Here is a 22797-nt window from a genome sequence, read left to right on the forward strand (position 1 = left end):
TAGAGGATAAAGATGAGAAAACTTTTTTTAATGTTACTAAGCTTATTAGTAGTCGGTTGTACGACAAACCCTGTAGCTGCTCCAGCTGAACATACGGAAGTTATAAATCCTATTCAAAAAGTCATTGAACCTGCGCAAAAGACTAGCATTTTTCGCTATTATACTGATCCCGTAACGCAAGCACAGTCTATGGCATCTGTGGAAGGAGTTTTCAAATGGCAGAAAGGTTGTCTCTACCTAATACAAAAAGATGGTAGTTACATAACAGCTATGTTTCCTAAATATCCTGAAAATGCTGTTAAATGGAATGAATATAATAAAACTTTAAGTTTGAATGGGTATATTTTTAAAATGGGTGACTACATTAGAACTAATGGACAGTATTCAAAATATTATCCCGATAATGATATAGAAGAATACGCAAAACAAGGAGATAGAAGTTGTCTAACTCCTATGCTGGCAGAGATTGGAACTTTAGATTTAAAAAAATAATTTTGAGTTTCAAGCCAATGAACTGTTTGCAGCATAGCTAATTAAAATGCTGACGCGCCAAACACGCGCGCCATTAACAGTGGCTAAGCAAATTCATGCTCGGTTAAAAACTCCTCAACCACGCGAAACTGTCCGGCGGTACTCTCTTCGCTATACATGGCTTGGCGAAAGGCGTTAGAGTTTGAAATCCCGCTGGTATACCAGGCAATATGCTTTCGAGCAATTCGGCAGCCAGAATATTCGCCGTAAAAGCCATATAACTCTTGCAAGTGATCAAGAACAATGGCTTTGATTTCGCTAATGGTTGGCGGCACTGGGGTAACGCCCGACTGCAAAAATTCCTGAATATCACGAAATAACCAAGGCTGACCTTGGGCGGCGCGACCAATCATGATGGCATCCGCGCCTGTTTTTAATGCTACCTCAAGCGCCTTTTGCGGGCTGTCAATATCGCCGTTGGCAATGATTGGAATGTTCAGCGCTTGCTTCACCTCGCGAATCAGCTCGTAGCGCGCAGCTCCCGTGTACATATCCTCACGCGTCCGACCGTGAATGGCAAGGGCGGCAATCCCCAAACTTTCAGCGCGTTTTGCCACGCGAACGATATTTTCGCGACCATTGGCAAATCCTAAGCGCGTTTTTAAGGTCACGGGAACATCGACAGCGCTGACTACGGCATCAATTAAGCGCGCCACCAACTCTTCATCTTGCAATAACGCTGATCCTGCCAGCTTTTTACAGACCTTTTTAACAGGGCAGCCCATATTAATATCAATGATTTGCGCGCCGTTATCAATTTGATAGCGAGCGGCTTCCGCTAGTTTTTGCGGTTCTGCGCCTGCAATTTGTGCAGAAATGGGCGCGATCTCCCCTTCAAAATTGGCACGATAGAGGGATTTTTTGCTGGCATAAAGGGCAGTATCAGCAATAATCATCTCGCTAATGGCATGACCTGCCCCAAAGGATTTGCACAATTTGCGAAAAGGATTGTCCGTCACTCCTGCCATTGGCGCGACGATCAGCCGATTTTGAATGGTCAAATTCCCAATGGTCATTGGGGTTAATAACGGATGCAGCGCTTTGGTATCGGTCATAAAAAAACGGCTTGTTCTTTAAAATCAAGCCGTTATTCTAAGCCATCAGCCATCAATTGCAAGTTCAAAATAAAGCAAAAGATTAATTATCAAGCAAGCTATTTATCAAGCAGGTTATTTATCAACAAGGCGGTCTTGGTCTTGTTCCAAAGTAATGTCGTCATCATGCTCCTGCATCCGCCAAGGCAAGCTGTCAGGCGATACATTTAAAAAGTGCAAGTATTTCTCAAACTGATCGATAATGTCATTGATGACCGATTCAGAATGATAACCATACAAATCATAAGTCTGACTGCCGCGGCGCAAATAAACCTGCGCCCGATGTTCGTGATCTTGTAACAATGATTTGGGCTGATCTTGGTAATATTCGGGCGTCTCATTTTCAGACAAGCGAACTTCATACCAAAACTCGACGTTATCGGCGCGTTCAATTTCTAAAATGGCGCGGTCGTTCATATCATCAAAGCTCACTTTGGTATCCCAGCCGTTTTCGGCAAATTTTTCAGCGACTTGTTCCATAGAAGGCACAATGACAGCTTTAATATAGTCCAAAACCTGAGCTTTGCTTGGTTGCTCAGTGATATAGTCAATTCGCGCCCGCCATGCTGAGGGCTTGAGCAAATGCGGCGGCAAATGGTTGTCATTGACCAAGCTTTCGTTGCGGTGACCTTCAATTTTAAGCGCTCGCCACATGCCAAATATGGCGATCAAAATGATAATTGCAAAAGGCAATGCGCTAACGATGGCTGCCGTCTGCAGCGCCGTCAACCCGCCTGCAACCAATAAAACCGCTGCCACAACCCCTTCGGTGACCACCCAAAACGTTCGTTGCCACCACGGCGTATCGCTGCGACCGCCAGCTGCCAGCGAGTCAATCACCAGCGATCCTGAATCCGACGACGTCACAAAAAAGGTGATGATTAACAGCACCGCAATCGAGGACATCAATTGGGTCAATGGCAAGTGCTCAAGCAGCTTAAATAGCGCAATCGCTTGGTTGTCCTCAACAGCGCTAATGAGCGAGGTATAACCGTCCACCATAATCATGTGCAGCGCCGTATCGCCAAACACCGCAAACCAAAAGAAGGTGAAAAACGTGGGCACCAGCATCACGCCAAACACAAACTCGCGAATGGTGCGACCACGGCTAATTTTGGCGATAAACAACCCAACAAACGGCGCCCAAGCAATCGTCCATGCAAAAATAAACAGCGTCCAATTGCTAATCCAGTCGCTCAGCTGATACGCCTGCAAACTAAAGGTGCGCTCAACGATATTGCCAAGATAGCTGCCGGTGTTTTCCATAAACGCATTTAAAATAAAGACCGTAGGTCCCACCATAAACACAAACAGCATAAGTAGTGTGGCAAGCGCCATATTTAAAATCGACAGCCGCTTGACGCCTTTATCCATCCCTGCCAGCACGGAAATTAGCGCAAGCGCGGTAACAATAGCAATGGCGATCACCTGAACGGTGGTATTAATCGGGATAATATCAGGCAATAAATAATTCAGCCCTGTATTAATTTGCGCAACTGACAGCCCAAGACTGGTTGCCAAACCAAAAAGCGTCCCTAAAACGGCGAACACATCGACCGTATGACCAATAGGACCATAAATTTTATCCCCAATCAGCGGATAAAGCGTTGAGCGCATAGATAAAGGCAAACCATGACGAAAGGAAAAATACGCCAGCGACAATCCCACCACCGCAAAAATCGCCCAAATATGAAAGCCCCAATGAAAATACGCAATTTGCATGGCTTCTTTGGCAGCAGCAATCGTTTGCGGCTCAGACACAGGCGGGCTTGCAAAATGCAGCACGGGTTCTGCCACCCCAAAAAACAGCAGTGCAATACCGTAACCTGCAGAAAACAGCATCGCAAACCAATCGATAAATTTATATTGCGCCTCGCCGTGATCAGGTCCCAATTTGATACTGCCATAAGGCGAAAAGGCAAGGACGATAATAAACAATAAAAATATCGCCACCGCCAGCATATAAAACCAGCCAAAGGTATCGGTAATAAAATTTAAAACGTCGCCAAACAGATCCCCAGCAGCTTCAGGATTGACCGCCGTGCCAATCACGAGCAATAGCATCACGACCGCCGCCGGAATAAATACTGGAATTAAAATGGTCGATTTCGCTGATTGAGATTTTGTCCAAGTGTCTTGTGCCAAAACAATACTGTCCTAATTATTGCGGGATGGTAGGTTTATCACAATATTCCCCAAAACCCCAGAAAAATAAGAATTTAGCAACAAGACCTTAAATCACTGTTACAAAACCCCTGCTGAAACTAATCAGTCTCAAAAAAAGGCTAAGTAGTTTCAGCCTTTTTTTGAAATGTTATTTAATCGATAGAGCTTTCAAATTATCAAACTTGCAATCGCAATCATTAGAATTGAGCATCAATCGCTGCCGCAAAGTCTTTAGCCAAAGCGGCAAGATCATCACTATCCGCCATCGTATTGGCATGACGACCTAAATCATGAATATTTGCCGGAACCAAATGGATATGATAATGAAATACTGACTGCCCCGCCTGAGCGCCATTTAATTGCATCTGGATAATGCCTTCACGGTTTAAAACTTGCTGCTGAGCTTTCATCACTTTTTTGGCGGTCATGAGTACTGCCGCGGCAAATTCTGGCTCAAGATCACTGAGATCAGTGGCGTTTTGTTTCGGGATGATCAGAACGTGACCGCGAGCTTGCGGCATGATGTCCATAAAGGCAAGGGTTTTATCATCTTCAAAAACTTTATGACACGGAATCTCACCTGCCAGCATTTTGGCAAAAATATTGTCTTGTTGGTAGCGGCGACTATATGATGGATTATGTTGTTGGTTTTGTTGGCTCATAACTTGTCCTTATTGAGTGATAAAGCGTTCTTGTGATTAAAATAAAGCCGTTGAATTTAATGTTGAACGGCGTACTAAAAGTATAATAACAAGTAATTAACCGCCATAATAATAGTGATGATGAAAGCGGCTAATTTGTTGGCGATAAGGTTGCGATAAATGGTATATTAAAGCTTTCATCGTTTAGTGGACGCGATAACTTTGCAAGCTCAATCTTCCAGTGATGCCAAAGCTACGATCACAACAGCTCATATTTCGCCATCAGCCCTCAATGTCAGCCAAGCGCTCATTGAGCCAAGCTATCAGTGGCGGATTCACAACTGCAAACTCAGTGAAAAAATGGTGACGCAAGAGGCGACTTTGCCGTTTTTATATCATTATGACCGATTAGGCGATGATATCAAACAAAAGCATCCTTTAACGCCGCAATTGTTAGCAAAATTTAATACCCCAATGAGTTCAGAAGCCGCCGCCCAATTGATTGGGATTGATACGGCGCTCATCGCCAAGCCTTGGCATGTTAAAGTGATTGGCTCATTAGTGGTGTTTAGCGAAGCGCTGCAATTGGCAGTTCGCTTGCATTGGAGCAATACTGGTCAACAGGCTGAGCCTATTTATACCAAAACAAAAGACGATGCGCTATTGGCGGCTTTTAAAGATTGGCAATTTTTTGGTCGCGTTGATGTGCTTTATAAAAATGCCAATCAAGCTTTAATTAGCCTTGATGACAGCCAAAGTCAGGACGCTGTTTTGACCATTTTGCCTGCAAACGAGTACCAAAAGCTGCCCCCAATGCACGCGCTGGCTGTTCTCAATACGCTTGAGGACAATAAAACCAAGCTGCCTTGGTTTGAGACGGCAATTTTAGCGCGAATTGAGTAAATTGCGATGCCTAAATTCAGAAACTATAAGGCAGTCAAAAAGGCAGTCAAAAAGGCAGTCAAATTTAAGCGATAAGATGCGCCCGCAACGTTGCTTGCTTTGTCATCTTAACCCTTTACTTCCCACCTCATTGACTTAGATTGAAAGGACACACTATGGACTATCGCTCAAAAACTTCAACCGGCGGTCGCAATATGGCTGGCGCTCGAGCGCTTTGGCGCGCAACAGGAATGACTGACGGCGATTTTGACAAGCCTATTATTGCCATTGCCAACTCCTTTACCCAATTTGTTCCCGGTCACGTTCATTTAAAAGACTTGGGGCAACTGGTTGCTCGCGAAATCGAAAAAGCCGGCGGCGTTGCTAAAGAATTTAACACCATTGCCGTTGATGATGGCATTGCCATGGGTCATAGCGGCATGCTGTATTCCCTACCAAGCCGAGATTTGATTGCTGACTCAGTTGAATACATGGTGAATGCCCACTGCGCCGATGCCCTCGTTTGTATTTCCAACTGCGATAAAATCACCCCCGGAATGCTCATGGCAGCCATGCGCTTGAACATCCCTGTTGTGTTTGTATCCGGCGGTCCTATGGAAGCCGGCAAAGTCGTTGCCAGCACCGTTGCCCACAGCCACAACAACGACGGTCAAAGCGATGCTCAAGGCGTTGACAACCAAGGTCAAGCCATTCGCAAATTGGATTTGGTCGATGCCATGATGGATGCAGCAGACGACAGCATCAGCGACGAAGATGTAGCAACCATTGAAAATTCCGCTTGCCCAACTTGCGGCTCATGCTCAGGGATGTTCACAGCAAACTCGATGAACTGCTTGACTGAAGCGTTAGGACTATCCTTACCCGGCAACGGCTCCTTGCTTGCCACCCATGCGCTGCGCCGTGAGTTGTTTTTAGAAGCCGGTCGCACTATCGTCAAGCTTGCTAAGCGCCGCTATGAGCAAGAGGACGACTCTGTACTTCCGCGATCAATCGCCACCAAAGCGGCGTTTGAAAATGCCATGAGCCTTGATATTGCGATGGGCGGCTCAACCAATACCATTTTGCATTTGCTTGCTGCTGCCAATGAAGCAGAGGTTGATTTTAAAATGGCAGACATTGACCGCTTAAGCCGCCATGTGCCTTGCTTATCAAAAGTCGCTCCGGCAACCCAAAAATACCATATGGAAGACGTTCATCGTGCAGGCGGCGTGATGGCGCTATTGGCTGAGCTTGACCGCGCAGGGCTTTTAGACACCAGCGTTCCGACTGTTCATAGCCCAACCATGAAAGATGCCATTGAAAACTGGGACATCATGAACCCTGACAATACTGAGGCGCGAGCGCTTTATATTGCGGCTCCCGGCGGCGTTCGAACCACGCAAGCATTTTCACAAAATAAAGCGTGGTCAAACTTGGACGTCAACCGTGAGTCAGGCTGTATCCGCAGTAAAGATCATGCCTACTCACAAGACGGCGGTCTTGCCGTACTTTACGGCAACATTGCTGAGCGCGGCTGCGTGGTAAAAACCGCAGGCGTTGATGAAAGCATCTTGGTATTCACGGGACGTGCGCGCATTTTTGAATCGCAAGATGACGCCGTAGCAGCGGTATTAGCCGATAAAATCGTGGCAGGAGATGTGGTCATCATCCGCTATGAAGGTCCTAAAGGTGGTCCTGGAATGCAAGAAATGCTGTATCCGACCACCTATTTAAAATCAAAAGGTCTTGGCAAAGCTTGCGCCTTATTAACCGATGGTCGCTTTTCAGGGGGTACTTCTGGATTGTCCATAGGTCACGCCAGCCCCGAGGCAGCTGAAGGCGGCGCCATTGGTTTAGTAAAAGAAGGTGACACCATCCATATCGACATCCCTAACCGAACCATCAATATGGACGTTAGCGACAGCGAACTTGCGGCTCGCCGCGAGGAGATGGAAAGCCGAGGCAGCCTTGCTTGGAAGCCTGTCAACCGTGACCGCCACGTCTCACAAGCCCTTCGCGCTTACGCCGCAATGACCACCAGCGCGGATACAGGCGCTGTTCGTGATGTCAGCCAAGTTGAGCGTTGATTAATCATTCAATCTTGGTCATTAACTCTAAATAGCTCAAATAAAAAGCCTGCGCAGTGCAGGCTTTTTTTTCACTAAAAACCAACGTAAAGGCGGTGCTGATAACGATTTTTTGCGAAAAAAGTCACCGTTTTTCGTCATGATAACCCTTTAAAATCTTAATTTTTACGGTCATGGCGATTATCACCGGCTTTTAACTTGGCAACTTTCTCATGCTTGATAACTACAATTTATTCTTACTGATTTGCGGCGCGGCATTTTTGTTTGGGGCACTATTTCCCATTATTAAAAAATTTGCGCCCATCTCATTACCTATGATTCAGGTCACCTTTGGGCTGATCATGGGCTATTGGTGGACAAGCTTATCGTTTTTAAACCCGCTTGAAAGTGGCATTATCATTGAAAAGCTGACCGAAATTGTCGTTTTGGTGTCACTAGTCGGCGCTGGTATTAAAATTGACACGCCACTGACTTGGAAAGCTTGGCAACCAACGTTACGATTGCTATTGATTACCATGCCTATCGGGATTTTTGCGATGGCGGTATTAGGCTATTATGCCTTTGGACTGAGTCTTGCAGCAGCGATCCTACTGGGAGCTGCACTTGCGCCAACCGATCCTGTTCTTGCCTCCAGTATCCAAGTTGGACCTCCTAACACTGGAAACGAAGATACCCCAAGATTTACCCTCACCTCAGAAGCCGGATTGAACGATGGCTTGGCATTCCCCTTTGTTTATTTGGCAATAAAAATGGCAGAAGCCCACCAAAAAGGCATCCGCTTTGATGGCGAGCAGCTTTGGTCATGGTTTACTCAAGACGTGCTTTGGCAAATTGGCATGGGGCTACTCATTGGCGTCACGGTCGGGAAAGTGTTAGCCAAGATTATTTTTTCCAAGCGCATTAAAGGCACAGCGATTTCCCAAAGTTACGTGGTGATTGCCTTAACCTTGCTTGCTTATGGTTTTGCTGAATTTGCCCACAGCTATGGCTTTATTGCGGTATTTGTTGCCGCCTTTGCCTTTCGCCGATCAGAAACGGAGCACCATTATCATAAAAAGCTGCACGACTTTGCTGAGCAATCAGAAGGTCTTCTCATGTCGCTGGTGCTAGTAACTTTTGGTATTTTTATTGGTCAAGGGCTACAGCTTGATATTGAGCTGACTTGGCGCGTTTATATTATTAGCTTTGCCTTTTTATTGTTAATTCGACCGATTGGCGGCTTTATTGCGCTAAGCGGATTAAAACTGCCTTTTGCCGAAAAAAATGCCATTGCCGCCCTTGGTATTCGCGGCATCGGAACGTTGTATTATTTATCCTATGCTTTAAACCAAAACTTTTTTGCCGAAAGCGATGCGGTCAAACTTTGGATTGTTTGCTCCATCGTGATTTTGATTTCCATCTTTATTCACGGGTTGACCGCTCAAAAACTGCTTCAGCTTACCCCCAATAAGCCCCGAAATTAGCTTTTGGGGCTTATTAGGGCAATGGGTTGATCATTAACAACTATGAAATAACAACTAAGAACTAACGACCAAGAACGGCTCGTGGATCAATTGGGTTGCCATTGAGACGGACTTGAAACTCAAGCGCCACTTGACCTGATTGACCAGATTGTCCCATCGTGGCAATGCGCTGACCACGCTGAACGGATTGACCTTCTGCCACCAAGATTTGGCTGTTATGAGCATAAGCGGTAATATAGTTATTGCTGTGGCGGATCATTACCAAATTGCCATATTCTTCTAAACCGTCACCTGCATAAAGTACCACGCCTGCTTGGCTTGCAAGCACCGGATCGCCCAATTGCCCTGAAAACCACATCCCTTTGACGTCTTTTGCTTCATCAAAATTGCGGATGACGGGATTTTTAGTTGGCAGCTCGTAACCAATGGCGGTATTGGCAACCACGTCATAATCTGTCGCTGTATTATTGCTTGGCGGCGTATAAACGGGATTGTTATTGCTTGAATTATTGTTGTAGCTTGGTGAATTGTTGCTTGCCGACGTATTTTGGTCACTTTGCCAAAGCTTGAGCATTTGACCAGTATAAATGGTGTATTGGCTGTCTAAGCGGTTTAGCGCCCCCACTTGGCGATAGTTTAGGTTATATCGCGCGGCAATTTGGCTGACCGTATCGCCCTGCTTCACTTGATAAAAATTAGGAACCCCTTGGGCATTGGTAATAATCGTAGGCGACTGCGATGGCAGCTGATAGGTAGGTTTGGTGGCGCAGCCTGTCATAATCAGCGCGCTTAGGCTCAATAGCGCCGTCAGCGTCAACCGCACAGAGAGTGGCAGTGATGTCATAAAAAGTTCCTGTATTTCAAAAGCTTAAAAATAGCAAGCTTAGTTTACAAATGGGGCGTTACAAGTTGGTCGGTCGTTGTAACTTGAAGTGGTTATCTTTAATCGTAATTATTCAGCAAAGCATCTAATTCATAAAGACTTTGGCTTGGGACATAAGGCAATCTAACAGGCGATAAACTTACCCAACCTGCCGCAACAGCTTCAGCATCCGTCATCGCCAAATAAGGTGTCGCTTGTATCCGCTCATCTGATACATTTGGGTCTTTTTTTAAGCTTAGCCAATACGCCTCTCGACCTCGCGGATCGATCAATTTATGAACGGGATTGAGTAGCGAGCGATGACCAAGCGCGGTGATCTTTTGACCTTTGATATCACAAGCTGACCTATCTGGAATATTAACGTTTAAAACGTGATAGGGCAAATTTTTGAAGCCCGCCATTAACTCATGATGCCCCAAAAGCGTCACAATTTCATCAGCTGCAGACTCATAATATTTTGCCAAGTCTTGACCACAACCTACGGTTGCAACCATCGCAAGTGACACCGCCATTGCCGGAACACCGAACATCTGAGCCGTCGCCGCCGCGCCAAACGTCCCTGAAAACAGAACATCTTGCCCAAAATTAGCGCCTGAATTGATCCCTGAAATCACCCAATCAAACTTAACATCGGCAAACAGCTCATGAAGCGCCAAATAAATACAATCCGCAGGCGAGCCATTAACAGCAACAAATCCTGACGCCAGCTTTTGCGGGTATAATGGCTTTACAACACTCAAGGCGCTTGCGCTACCACTTTGCTCACTATCGGGGGCAACCACGACCACCTCGCCAATCTTGGATAGCGCCTCATATAATGCCAAAAGCCCAGGCGCAAAAACGCCATCATCATTACTGATTAAAAATCTCATGAAATCTCAAAGGAATAAAAACGTGGTTAAAAACTAATAATTTTAAATAGCAAAATTAAAGCGAGGATTATAACTGATAGGTCAAGCTTGAATCATTAAGTCATTAAATAAAATAGGCTTTAGAAAGCTTTGGGATACCTTAATTAACACTAAAAAATTTTGTAAAAATAATGCAGCAACTTGATAAAAGATTGATCCTTAATGTTGCTATAAGATGAGTCAGGATCACAATATTTCTACACATAAATCAATATACTATGTGACTTTTTAGTGCCGAAAGCTTAATATAAGACCATTGAATCATCTTGAGCGAGCGTGATAAAGAATGAACAACCCATTGATATTATCCAAATTATTCCAAACTGCTAAAACCTCTTCTAAGTCCTCATTTCATATTGCTAATAAAGTTGCTATTGCGGGGATCATCACGACTTCTGCCATGATGTCACAAGCAACTAATGCTGCAAACAACAATGCCGTCTCAACCATTCCGATCGATATGTCGGGAATGACGGTCACTAAACATGAAATCGCGGTCATGCAAGTGCTGTCTGAAATCTGCCCATCAATGCTGAACAACAATCAAAAGCAGCGTTTTTATAAATCTTATAACGTTCAGCTTCGGGAATTGATGCCAACCCTTGAGGATCCAAAAGCCGCCATTCAATATTTATCGACTCAGCAAGATTACCGCCAAATTTTGCAAAGCATGCGCAGCTGGACTATGAGCTTTTCAAAACAAGAAAACAAAGCCATTTGTGAAGACTTGGCAAATGCCAGTTTTTAAATTGAGCCATTTTTAGTAGTGATTATATTTTGACATTAAGTATATTTTAGTAGTGATGATAACTTAGCCCGATTATAAGGTTTTTATATCAACTTTATAATTCGGGCTATTTTTTTATTATAAACAATTGATGAAAGCAATAAATTAATCCTGCCAGCGTTTGATTAACGCCGCTAATTTTTTAGGATCACGAACCGATTCATGACAAAAATCAACGCCCAAAGCTTGCAGCTTGCTTGCTATCGATTGCATGGCAAAACCTCTATGCGCTGAAAACCAATAAACGATCAATACGCGGTGATGAAACTCAGCTTTTCGGATAGCTTCAGCCAATTGACCTGCTTTTTCAATGCTGATCTCTTCGCCAATCATAACAAAATCTACCACAATCGTTTGCAGCTGCTCTAAAATGGCTTCTGAATGCTGATAACATTGAACTTGTGCTCCAAGCATTTTCAGCTCATCGATCATCACTCCTGAATCATCGCGGTGATAATACAAGATGGATTTTCCTGCTAAAACTTTTTGCTGAGATTTTGACAAGCTGTCTTTTAAGGGAATTAAAACGGTAAAAGTGCTCCCCTCTCCAATCGTGCTATCAACTTCAATGCTACCGCCCATCAACTGAATAATTTGTTTGATGACGGCAAGTCCCACGCCTGCGCCCTCATATTCCCGAGTGACACTAGGATCAACTTGAAAAAATGGGGTAAAAATATCCTCTAAGTATTTTTGTTCAATGCCAATACCGCGATCAATGATTTTAATTTGCCAACGAATACTTTCATTAAAATGGGTCAGTTGGGACTCAAGGATGATATTTCCTGCTTGGCTAAACTTGATCGCATTGTCAATGAGGCTTGAGAGCACTTGAGTGATTTTATTGACATCACCTTCAAGGCTATAATCGATATGATAAACTCGGCTGCTCAATATCAAGTTTTTTTGGCGGGCTTTGGGCTCAAAGTCATTAAGTAAATCCGCTAATAGTTGTAGCGGGTTAAATTCCGTTAAAGTTAACCCAATTTGACCTTTTTCAATTTTATTTAATTGAATGATTTGCTCTAAGGTATTGTGAAGGTGCTGACTGCCCTTTCGGATCACCTCTAAAATGTCTTTTTGCTCATCATTTAGCGCTTGCGGATTGAGCAGTTGCAGCCCGCCTGAGATGGCATTAAGGGAGGTTTTAAGCTCATGGGTGATCATACTTTGAAAATTGTGGCGTTGAACCTCAAGTGATAAGTCTTTACTTTGCAGCTGAACTTCAAAAGCTGCAAGCGATGCAATGTGATCTTGAGCAAATTTTAGGCGCTGAAAAAGTTTGACCAAAGCTTGCTGAAGCTGCATAAGCTCCGTAAATTCAAAGCGCTGCTGCAATGCAGGAAGCTGATCAAGCTCATAATCGTCATTTTGCCAAGCTTGCGACAAGATGTTTAAGTCTTGGCTTGGCCAGCGAAGCTTACGCGCGCAAAACAACGCCAATATCAGTCCAGAACCTGTGATCATTAACCATGACCACCAATTAGCCAATAACCACTGCAATCGCAGCTCTTGAATATCTAAGGTAATATTAATATAACCCAGTAAAGTGCTGTGCTTGTTATTGCTATTGGTTGCGTTTGATCCTGTGTTTGGCAGCGCTTGGCTCGTTACCGCTCGGCTAAAATTGACGGATCTTGCAAATAAAGCATTGCTCCAATCTTGGTTTGAATGCTCAATTTGTGACTGATCGCTGTTGGCGATGGGTTGCTCTGTGGCATAAAAAACGATGCTATGAATGGCAGGGTCATTGTCAAGAAGCAGCCGCACTTGGCTTGCTACCAAAGCGCCGCCATTGACCACAGAAGCACTATTTGCTAACAGCTCTGCCACTTGCTGCAAATGCTGACGCTTTTGTTGATAATGCTCAACAAAGCCTATGACAAAGGTCAAAAGCAAAGCCATGACCAGCCCAATGGTCAGTAATTGTAAAACGGTTTTTTTAACTAGGCTGGAAATAGGACGTGATTGACGGTTTGGCATCTCATTTCACCTACTTTTGACGCCAAAACGCCAAAAGCAATGATCATCATAACGCGCGCTTAATCTTAACAGCAAGCTATCATCAATTAGCGTTTTTTGGTACCGCGCTTATTGCTGGTTTTTGCCTCTTTTGCAGAGGGGTGTTTTGATTGAGCAGCAAATTTAGTACCGCGTTTTTGGTGGCGCTGTTTTTGTGCTTTAACGGGCGTTGACGTTTTGTTCGCAAAGGGGTTTTCGTTGAGCTTAAACACCACATTTAATGGCGTGCCTTCAAGCTTAAACACTTGGCGAAACTGATTTTCAAGATAGCGCTGGTAGCTTTTGGGAAGCGATCCAGTTTGGTTACCATGAATCACGATCACAGGCGGATTGTGACCGCCAATATGCGCGTAACGCAGCTTAATCCTGCGACCTGAAACAGCAGGCGGCGGATTGGCGGCAACCGCATCTTGTAAAATTTGCGTCAAGCGGCTTGTTGACACTTGAAACATGGAAGAATGATATGCTTTTAAAATGGAAGGGTATAAGTTGCCAACGCCTGTACCATGAAGCGCTGAAATCAGATGCACTTTAACAAAGGGAATAAAGCTAAAGCGGCGATCCATCTCAATTTTAATAAAGTCTTTTTGCTCAACGCTTAAGCCATCCCATTTGTTAATGGCAACGACCAAAGCGCGACCGGCATCAAGCGCATAACCAATCATGTGCAAATCTTGGTCAACAATGCCTTCTTGAGCGTCAATAACAATAACAGTAACGTTGGAGTCTTTAATGGCTTGAAGCGTTTTAATCACCGAGAACTTTTCAACTTTTTCATCGATTCGACCTCGGCGGCGAACGCCTGCGGTATCAATCAAAACGTAGCTTTTGCCCTCGCGCTCATAAGGGATGTAAATGCTGTCGCGAGTCGTTCCTGGCATGTCAAACACCACCACACGCTCCTCACCAAGCAAGCGATTAACAAGCGTTGACTTACCAACGTTTGGGCGACCAATAATGGCAAGCTTAAGACCTTCAGGCTCAGGCTCAGCATCTTGTTCGGGCATATCTTTGGTGATGACTTCAAGAAGGTTGCTGATACCTCGGCTGTGGCTTGCGGCAACGGGATGCGGCTCACCAAGCCCTAACGCAAAAAACTCGCTCGGGGCAGATTCATGAACGCCATCGATTTTGTTAGCCACCAAAAAAACTGGCTTGCCAAGGGTGTGCAAAAATTTGCCGATCTCTGCATCTGCACCAATCATTCCGGCACGAGCATCCACCACAAAAACAATGATGTCAGCTTCGTGAATTGCAGTGTAGGACTGCTCGGACATATAATCGTCAATATTGCCGCTGCCATCATCTGCCTCACCAATACCGCCGGTATCAACGACGATAAATGACTTACCCTCAAAGCTTGCATCGCCATATTGTCGGTCGCGGGTCAACCCCGCCATATCTGCCACCAAAGCTTGACGGCTTTTGGTAAACTGGTTAAATAAGGTCGATTTACCAACATTTGGGCGACCAATCAGCGCCACCACAGGCTTGATACTCATGCGATACTCTTTTTAGTTGTGAAAGCGGCTTTTAAAAATTGAGCGAAAATACTATCAATCTCTTACCGGGCGCATAGATTACGCCAATTGACCCTGAAGCACAAGTCATCTTGAGCAAATGAAGTAAGGCGATCTTAGCATTCAACTTAACTTAGCGCTGCTGCCAAATAGCCACTTGACCGCTTTGACTTTGAGTCAATAAGCGATTGTTCACCACTTGAAGGCTGGTCAGCGCCCCTTTGGTTTGCGATCGGCTAACAATGTTGCCAGAATTTGGGTCAAATAAATGCACCACGCCATCCAAATCACCAACCGCGATATAATTGCCAATCATCGCAGGATTGGTCAGCTTTCGATACGCTAGTGCGTCACTTGACCAAAGCTCTTTTCCAGAGCTGCGATCATAAGCCACCACTTTGCCATCAAGGCTTGTGGCAATTAGCTGGCGACTATTTACCGCAAGCGATTTTAAGCTTGCAAGCTCATTGACAAACATCACTTGTTTTGATGCCAGATCAATGCCAATCAATTGACCGCTATAGCTGATGGCAAATAACTGATTATTATCAACGATTGGTGCGCCATCAACGTCGCTCATGCGCTCAATCTCGCTGCTACCAACGCCTACGCCCACGCGGCGCGACCAAATAGGCAAGCCATTATCGGTTGTGATGGCATGAAGCCTGCCGTCTGCGGTTGCAAGCAATACCGTTTTGCTGTCTAACAAGGTGGGCTTTGCCGTTCCGCGAATGCTAATGTCCGGAACTTGGGTAGCAAACTGCCAAACTGGCTGACCAGATTGCAGTGATAGCCCTTGCAAAAAGCCATCATTAGCTGAAACAATCACCCGATTATTACTAATCAGGGCAGGTGATAATACTGTCCCTGACAATTGCTGCTGCCAACGCTTTGCTCCCGTTAAACTGTCAAATGCCATCACTTGACCGCTTCGAGTACTGACCACTGCCGTTTGACTTAGGGCATCAAGTGCCACGCCGCCGGTGATTTGATCGCCAACATTGAGCGACCAAAGGCGAGCGCCATTATTATCAAAACCGCTTAAATCGCCAGCGCGTGAGGCGATAACAATTTGACCATTATCATAGCCCACTTGCAAATCAAGCGGGTCTTTTTGGCTTGCCTTTTTATTATCAACGCTTGCCCCAAAAACAGGCTGAAGAATATTGACCGGATTGGCAATTTGAACCAATTTGGTCGGCTCATGAACCACAGGCTTAATGCCGCGATTACAGCCTACCGTAGCCACTGCCATCACCGCAATGATAGCCACGTTTGTTACCGAGCGCTTTAGGGTGCAATTTGATAAAGTCATTAGGGTCTCACTACCATCATGTTGCAGCTGATCAATTTTCATTTTGCTGCTTGTTAACATCACAAAAACCAAAAATATCAGCCGCCATCTTATAAGATTTGCGCGTAAGCTTTGGTATATTTATGGTGACTTACGCCGGATCACTCAAAGAAGGCGCATCTACTGCCAAATCCTGAGCTTGTGAATTAGGCTCAGGCTCTTGAATTAGGCTATTTTTTTCGCGAATGGGGTCAACGCTGATCCCAAGGCTTTCCATTTTAAGCGCCAATACGGCTCGCGATTCCTCACGTTTACTCAGCTGTGACCACGCGTTTTTATAAGCTTTAATTGCCGCCTCTTTATCGTTTTTTACCAAATAAATATCGCCAAGCAAAATTTGCTGACTGGCTAAAAACGCATCCGGCATTTCTGATTGTGCCTCAGTCATTGCCGCATCCTGATTGCCTGCTGCTAAAAGCGACTCAGCATAACGAAGCCTTGTGATCGCTTTTAGCCCCTCATCGCCCAAATCAATGGCTAACGCTTGTTTTAATGTGGCGCTTGCGGCTTTAAAGTCATCATTATCTACCTCTTGACGCGCTTTAATCATCAATGCTTGCCACGCATAAACGGAGCTGCCATGCGATTTGACCAAGGTGTCAATCTGCTTATTTAAAGTATCTTGATCTTTGCTTAATGCCGACTTCGCTTCAGTTTCTAAATCAGGATTTTGGGCAGCTAAATTGACTTTTTCGTTCAATTGCTGAATATCAGCATATTGGTCAGCGGCAACCGTATCGACGCGAGCATGATTGTTTTGCCAATACGTCCAGCCAAAGTAGCCAGCCAGCGCCAGTAAAATGACAGTAATAATATAACTGCCGTACTGCTTAAGCGCTTGCATGGAATTGTCCGCTTCAGGCGAAATTGGGGATTGAGCCATGGTGTTTTACCTAAAAAATAGTCGCTAAAAACTGATGATCAAATGATTACCAGACCGCTTTTGAACAAAAACCTTCGTTAACTTAACCTGAAAAGTTTTTTTCATCAAATAGCCAGTCCCAAGCTTGGCTTGATTGCTCACCCGACTGCATATTTTTAATGCTCAGCGTTTTATGCGTAATTTCATCTTGCGCCAAAATTACTGTAAGCTTCGCGCCCGATTTGTCCGCTTTTTTCATTTGGGTTTTAAGGCTGGTAGCACTTGCCATTTTTACGCGTAAATCAGGACGCTTGATCCGCAAAGTCTGCGCATAATTTATCGCATCGCTAAACACCTCAGGATGAGCTGCCACAAACACCTCACAGCTTGAGCGCGCCTCAAACGGCGCAACCGCTTCAATAAGCAATAATAACCGCTCAAGCCCCATCGCAAAACCAACGGCAGGCTCAGATTTGGCGGCTTTGCCAGAATCAGTACCCGTTCCCATGGATTTTAGCTGACCGATCAAACCATCATATCGACCGCCCGCGCAAACGGTGGCTTGACTGCCAAGCTTATCGGTCACCCATTCAAACACGGTTTTATTATAATAATCCAAACCGCGAACCAAATGCGGGTTGATGACATACTCAATGCCTAAGGCGTCCAAATAACGCTTCACTTGCTCAAAATGCTCGCGGCTGTCCTCACCTAAAAAGTCGGCAAGCTTTGGTGCACCTTGAAGCAGCGCTTGGGTTTTGGCATCTTTACTATCAAGAATTCGCAGCGGATTGGTCGTTAACCGGCGGCGGCTGTCCTCATCAAGATCATCTTGCTTGTCAGTTAAATAAGCCACCAATGCATCACGGTAAGCTTTGCGCTCATCAATCTCACCAAGCGAATTTAATTGCAAATGAACGTGGTCTGCAATGCCAAATTCTTGCCAAAACAGTGTGGTCATGGCAATGACTTCGGCATCGGCATCAGGCAGAGGACTGCCAAAACTTTCCACGCCCAATTGGTGAAATTGACGGTAGCGACCTTTTTGCGGTCGCTCATAGCGAAACATGGGTCCCATGTACCAAAGCTTTGGGGTATCACCGCGAAGCAAGTTGTGCTCAATAACCGCGCGAACGGCTCCTGCGGTGCCTTCAGGTCGCAAGGTGAGTGGCGTTGGCGGCTCAGACTTGTCGGTAAAACTGTACATTTCTTTTTCGACAATATCCGTTGCCCCGCCAATAGCTCGAGCAAACAAATCGGTTTGCTCAACAATCGGCAAGCGCATGTGCTCAAAGCCAAAGCGCCCTAAAACGTCTGCCAATACCGACTCTAAATACAGCCAATCTGCCGATTGCGGCGGCAAAATATCATTAAACCCTTTAATCGCTTTAATCATCAGCGCTATTATCCTCAAGTTTTTATGACCGCCCTTAGCGGTAATTTAAAAATGTATCAAATTATAAATTTTATAAAAAAGCTATTTTACCCGAATAATTTCATTTTCGCGCGCTTTTGCTTGGATTTCGACCTGCTCGCGAACCATTTTTTCAATTTCATCCACCAAGTTATTGGTATCTATCAAATGACTTTTTTCGCCCATTCGGTAAACAAGAGACTTTGGCGCGGCGCCCACAATTCCGATGTCAGCTTCTTTGGCCTCCCCTGGACCGTTAACTTTACAGCCAATCACCGACAAATCAAGAGGTTCGCGGATATCTTCAAGCCTAGCCTCAAGGGCAGTCATGACTTTAATCACATCAAACTCTTGCCGCGAGCAGCTCGGACAAGCAATAAAGTTGACGCCATTTGAGCGAATATTCAGCGATTTTAAAATATCAAAGCCGATTTTGATTTCTTCTTCTGGCTCAGCAGCTAAAGAGATGCGCATGGTGTCGCCAATACCATCAAGCAATAAGCTACCAAGGGCAATGGCAGACTTAACCGTTCCGGTTCGATAAACGCCGGCTTCGGTGACCCCTAAATGCAGTGGATTGTCGATTTGTGCGGAGATTAAGCGATACGCATCAAGGGTCAAAAACACGTTACTGGCTTTCACGGAGATTTTAAATTGGTCAAAATTCAGCTTATCTAAAATGTCAATATGGCGCATGGCGGATTCGAGCATCGCCTCACCAGTAGGCTCGGTGTATTTACGCTGAATGTCTTTTTCAAGTGATCCTGCATTCACGCCAATTCGGATAGGAATATTATGATGGCGCGCACAAGCTACCACTTCGCGGACTTTGGCATCGTTACCAATGTTACCGGGGTTAATTCGTAAGCAATCCGCTCCGGCTTCGGCAACTGCTAGCGCAATTTTATGGTCAAAATGAACGTCGGCAACGAGAGGCACGCTGACCAATTTGCGGATTTTACCAAACGCTTCAACCGATTCCATCGTTGGGGTCGAGACGCGCATAAAGTCTGCCCCTGCCGCAACGCAGCGCTCAATTTGCGCAACGGTTGCTGCCACATCGCAAGTATCGGTATTGGTCATACTTTGAACGCTGATGGGCGCATCGCCACCGATTGCGACATCACCCACAAAGATTTTTTTGGTGGGGCGGCGTTTGATGGGGGATGGCGTGCTCATACAAAAATCCTTTGGTAAAACGGCAATTAAAACGCAGTATTATGAAAATTTGATTAAAATGATGACCAATTTAGCGCCAAGTTGCGCTCGCAGGATTACTTAGCCAACCTTTGAGCGTTTTAGCTTCATCGCTTAAAGGATATGCTGATAACAATTGCTGCGATAGCTTTTGGCGGGTCACCATATCTTTTTGCGCGGCGGCAAGTTTTATACCTTGAAGCAGCAGTCTTGGGCTGTTTTTATCTTGAACCAATTGCAGCGTTTCATCATAAAGCTGCTGAGCTTGCGGAATGCGGTTTTGCTCAAGCAGCAAATCAACCAGTTCAATATGCGCAATCAGGCTGTTACGATTGCCTTCAATGGCGCGAATAAAGGCTTTGGTCGCTGCCGCTTTATTATTTAATTTTAAATAGGTTCGACCCAAATTTTCAAGCGCGCCAATGCGACCGTCATAACCAAGCGCAGACCCTGCAATTTCAAACTGCGCTGCCGCCTCACTATAACGCTTCATTTGCGACAAATATACGCCGTAATTGTTACGCACCTGATCAAAGTCTTTGTCAATAGCAATGGCTTTTTTAAAATACTCGTCGGCTTTTGCCAAATTAATCGCGCTGCCTTCTTGCTGCAATAGCACGCCCATCATATCATAGGCAGGCGCGTATCGGCTATCGGCGGCAAAGGCTTTTTCAAGCTGCTGCTGGGCGGCATCTAGCTTATTTTCACGGATATATTGCGCGGCTAACGCGGTGCGAACGCGAGCGATTTCTTTTTTATCCAAATTGCGCTTGTTGCTTGGCTGAGTGCTCGTTTGGTAGCGCGTGTTGCCAAGCGCGTCAGTATTAGGAACGCTTTGACAGCCGATTAAGGCGCTAAAAATTAGCACCCCTGCCCCAAACTTCATCACCTTGTGTTGCGCCACACCAAAAACCGCTTGCATGATTTCACCTCGAAGTAATTTTTTTACAACCCATCCATGATAACTGTTGTTATTTAAAAGCCGTTGATCTTTAAAACTATTATTTCTAAAAAATCTTGATAAGAAAAGCTGATAATAATTTTGGCTAAGCGCTAACGCTATTTTGCTGCTGATTGGCTTTTTGTTGAACAGACTTTTGCCAGTTTGCTGAGCGGCGCGTTTTGTCCGCGACTTGACCGACCAATTGACCACAAGCCGCGTCAATGTCATCACCGCGCGTTTGCCGAACCGTACAAACAAAGCCGGCTTGGTTTAAAATGTTGCTAAACGCATGAATCCGGTTGTTGCTTGAGCGTTGATACGGCGCGTGCGGAAACGGGTTAAACGGGATTAAATTGATTTTGCTGGGCAAATCTTTTAACAGCGCGACCAATTGGCGGGCATGATCATCGCTGTCATTAACTCCGCCAAGCATCACGTATTCAATGGTGACATGTTTTTTATGGCGCGGATTGACATCGCAAACGTAATTTTTCGCCGCAGCCATCAACTCTTTTAGCGGGTATTTTTTATTAATGGGTACCAATTCATTACGAAGTTCATCGTTTGGCGCATGCAAGGAGATGGCAAGCGCCACATCAATGTCTTTTGCCAACTCATACATTTTTGGCACAACGCCTGAGGTCGACAAGGTTACGCGGCGTTTTGATAGCCCATAAGCGTGATCGCTCAGCATAATCGTCATGGCACTTACGACCGGTTGATAATTGAGCAGCGGCTCGCCCATCCCCATCATCACCACGTTGGTTACCTGATTTTCCCAAGCGCTGTGGTCGATACCTGTCAAATCACCACTATCATCACTCATATAGGATGCGTTAGCAACCCAAAGCTGACCGATAATTTCAGCGGCGCTCAAATCACGCTCAAAGCCTTGCTTGCCGGTACTGCAAAAGCTGCAATCAAGCGCGCAGCCGACTTGCGAGGAAATGCAAAGCGTTTTGCGACCGTTGGCTTTGTTGTCCTCCGCCGGAATCAACACCGTTTCAACCAGTGATCCGCCTGCCACTTCAAACACCCATTTTCGTGTGCCATCTTCGCTATATTTGCGGTGAACGACTTTTGGCGGCGTGACGCAAGCATGACTGGCAAGCTTTGTCCGAAGCGCTCTGCTTAAATTGGTCATTTGCTCAAAGTCAGTGACGCCAAACTGATAAATCCACTTCATCACCTGCGTCGCCCGAAACGGTTTTTCGCCAATGGTTTTAAAAAACTCACCCAACTGTAGCTCAGTCATCCCAAGTAAATTGGTCTTAGCAACCGCTTCATCAACCATCGCAATGGCAGTTGGGGTAAACATTTCAGGCGAGCAGCTTGCTGACATAAGAGTGACCTTTTTAAATAATAATAAATTGCGGCTTGCTATTATAAACGATTGATAACACTAATGAAATTGTAAATATGACCGTAACTTTATTTTTCAATTGATAGTTAACGTTTGCTTTAAAAAAATAATAAAACGGCTTATACCCAAAGATATAAGCCGTTTTGCGTAATCAGGCGTTGATAACCCCTTTTTACGCGTCAATGATGATGCTTGGATTAACGCTTACGTGGGCAAACTTCGTCATCATTAAAGAAGTAGCTGATTTCACGCTTGGCAGATTCGGCAGAGTCTGAACCATGAACGGCATTTTCATCGATGCTGCTTGCAAAATCGGCGCGGATGGTACCTTTATCGGCATCGGCTGGGTTGGTTGCACCCATGATTTCGCGGTGCTTAGCAATGGCGTTGTCACCTTCTAGTACCGATACAAGTACGGGACCTGAGGTCATAAACGATTTCAAATCATTATAAAATGGGCGCTCAGCGTGCTCAGCGTAAAAACCGCCAGCTTTTTCATCGTCAAGCTGGATCATTTTAGCCGCGACAATGTTAAGACCTGCTTTTTCAAAACGGTCGTAAATTTCGCCGATGTGGTTGCCGCCAACGGCGTCAGGTTTGATGATTGATAACGTACGTTCAATAGCCATGAAAAGCTCCTGCTTCATTATAGTTAATTTTGTCTTACAGTTGACCTT

19 protein-coding genes are annotated in these 22797 nt (G+C 45.2%); 5 read left to right on the plus strand and 14 right to left on the minus strand.

The window, feature by feature from the left end; all coding sequences use genetic code 11:
* The first annotated feature begins 12 nt into the window (after positions 1-12).
* Complete coding sequence (locus HF322_RS02505) at positions 13-492, plus strand: hypothetical protein (protein WP_169391797.1); 480 nt, start codon at positions 13-15, stop codon at positions 490-492.
* Between the two features lie 83 nt (positions 493-575).
* Here HF322_RS02505 and dusB read toward each other — a convergent pair whose 3' ends face one another.
* The 3 genes from dusB to HF322_RS02520 form a co-directional block, all read right to left on the minus strand.
* Complete coding sequence (dusB, locus tag HF322_RS02510; protein WP_169391798.1) at positions 576-1586, minus strand: tRNA dihydrouridine synthase DusB; 1011 nt, start codon at positions 1584-1586, stop codon at positions 576-578.
* A 114-nt stretch (positions 1587-1700) separates the two neighbouring features.
* Positions 1701-3770, minus strand: coding sequence for a BCCT family transporter (locus HF322_RS02515; protein WP_169391799.1), 2070 nt, complete (start codon positions 3768-3770; stop codon positions 1701-1703).
* 218 nt (positions 3771-3988) lie between these two features.
* On the minus strand, positions 3989-4453 hold the full coding sequence (locus HF322_RS02520; RefSeq protein WP_169391800.1) for an HIT family protein: 465 nt from the start codon (positions 4451-4453) through the stop codon (positions 3989-3991).
* A gap of 201 nt (positions 4454-4654) precedes the next feature.
* Here HF322_RS02520 and HF322_RS02525 point away from each other — a divergent pair, with 201 nt between their 5' ends.
* From HF322_RS02525 to HF322_RS02535, 3 genes are all read left to right on the plus strand, one after another.
* On the plus strand, positions 4655-5335 hold the full coding sequence (locus tag HF322_RS02525) for a hypothetical protein (protein WP_169391801.1): 681 nt from the start codon (positions 4655-4657) through the stop codon (positions 5333-5335).
* Between the two features lie 155 nt (positions 5336-5490).
* Complete coding sequence (gene ilvD, locus HF322_RS02530; RefSeq protein WP_169391802.1) at positions 5491-7401, plus strand: dihydroxy-acid dehydratase; 1911 nt, start codon at positions 5491-5493, stop codon at positions 7399-7401.
* 212 nt (positions 7402-7613) lie between these two features.
* Entirely contained in the window at positions 7614-8864 is a 1251-nt protein-coding gene (locus tag HF322_RS02535; protein ID WP_169391803.1) for a sodium:proton antiporter, read from the plus strand.
* Positions 8865-8925: 61 nt separating this feature from the next.
* Here the strand turns inward: HF322_RS02535 and HF322_RS02540 are convergent, their stop codons facing one another.
* Together HF322_RS02540 and surE are read right to left on the minus strand one after the other, a co-directional pair.
* Complete coding sequence (locus tag HF322_RS02540) at positions 8926-9708, minus strand: peptidoglycan DD-metalloendopeptidase family protein (protein ID WP_169391804.1); 783 nt, start codon at positions 9706-9708, stop codon at positions 8926-8928.
* A 98-nt stretch (positions 9709-9806) separates the two neighbouring features.
* Complete coding sequence (gene surE / locus HF322_RS02545; RefSeq protein ID WP_169391805.1) at positions 9807-10619, minus strand: 5'/3'-nucleotidase SurE; 813 nt, start codon at positions 10617-10619, stop codon at positions 9807-9809.
* Positions 10620-10944: 325 nt separating this feature from the next.
* On the opposite strand from surE, the gene HF322_RS02550 reads away from it, so the two are divergent.
* The gene (locus tag HF322_RS02550) at positions 10945-11406 is read left to right on the plus strand and encodes an MCR_0457 family protein (protein WP_223193132.1); all 462 of its coding nucleotides are present in this window, start codon (positions 10945-10947) and stop codon (positions 11404-11406) included.
* 144 nt (positions 11407-11550) lie between these two features.
* On the opposite strand, the gene HF322_RS02555 is transcribed toward HF322_RS02550, so the two are convergent.
* From HF322_RS02555 to ndk, 9 genes are all read right to left on the minus strand, one after another.
* Entirely contained in the window at positions 11551-13428 is a 1878-nt protein-coding gene (locus HF322_RS02555) for a HAMP domain-containing sensor histidine kinase (protein WP_169391806.1), read from the minus strand.
* 86 nt (positions 13429-13514) lie between these two features.
* Positions 13515-14969: a ribosome biogenesis GTPase Der gene (gene der, locus HF322_RS02560; protein ID WP_169391807.1), complete on the minus strand. Its 1455-nt coding sequence runs from the start codon at positions 14967-14969 to the stop codon at positions 13515-13517.
* 151 nt (positions 14970-15120) lie between these two features.
* A complete protein-coding gene (bamB, locus tag HF322_RS02565; protein WP_169391808.1) occupies positions 15121-16302 on the minus strand; it encodes an outer membrane protein assembly factor BamB in 1182 nt (393 codons plus the stop codon).
* A gap of 130 nt (positions 16303-16432) precedes the next feature.
* Entirely contained in the window at positions 16433-17224 is a 792-nt protein-coding gene (locus HF322_RS02570) for a tetratricopeptide repeat protein (protein ID WP_169391809.1), read from the minus strand.
* Between the two features lie 82 nt (positions 17225-17306).
* Complete coding sequence (hisS, locus tag HF322_RS02575; RefSeq protein WP_169391810.1) at positions 17307-18599, minus strand: histidine--tRNA ligase; 1293 nt, start codon at positions 18597-18599, stop codon at positions 17307-17309.
* Positions 18600-18680: 81 nt separating this feature from the next.
* Entirely contained in the window at positions 18681-19796 is a 1116-nt protein-coding gene (gene ispG / locus HF322_RS02580; RefSeq protein WP_169391811.1) for a flavodoxin-dependent (E)-4-hydroxy-3-methylbut-2-enyl-diphosphate synthase, read from the minus strand.
* A 70-nt stretch (positions 19797-19866) separates the two neighbouring features.
* A complete protein-coding gene (gene pilW / locus HF322_RS02585; protein WP_169391812.1) occupies positions 19867-20736 on the minus strand; it encodes a type IV pilus biogenesis/stability protein PilW in 870 nt (289 codons plus the stop codon).
* Positions 20737-20860: 124 nt separating this feature from the next.
* The gene (gene rlmN, locus HF322_RS02590) at positions 20861-22099 is read right to left on the minus strand and encodes a 23S rRNA (adenine(2503)-C(2))-methyltransferase RlmN (protein WP_188211206.1); all 1239 of its coding nucleotides are present in this window, start codon (positions 22097-22099) and stop codon (positions 20861-20863) included.
* 218 nt (positions 22100-22317) lie between these two features.
* Entirely contained in the window at positions 22318-22749 is a 432-nt protein-coding gene (gene ndk, locus HF322_RS02595; protein ID WP_169391813.1) for a nucleoside-diphosphate kinase, read from the minus strand.
* Positions 22750-22797 lie beyond the last annotated feature (48 nt).

The sequence above is a fragment of the Psychrobacter sp. MF31 genome, assembly GCF_012847335.1.
GTDB lineage: Bacteria > Pseudomonadota > Gammaproteobacteria > Pseudomonadales > Moraxellaceae > Psychrobacter.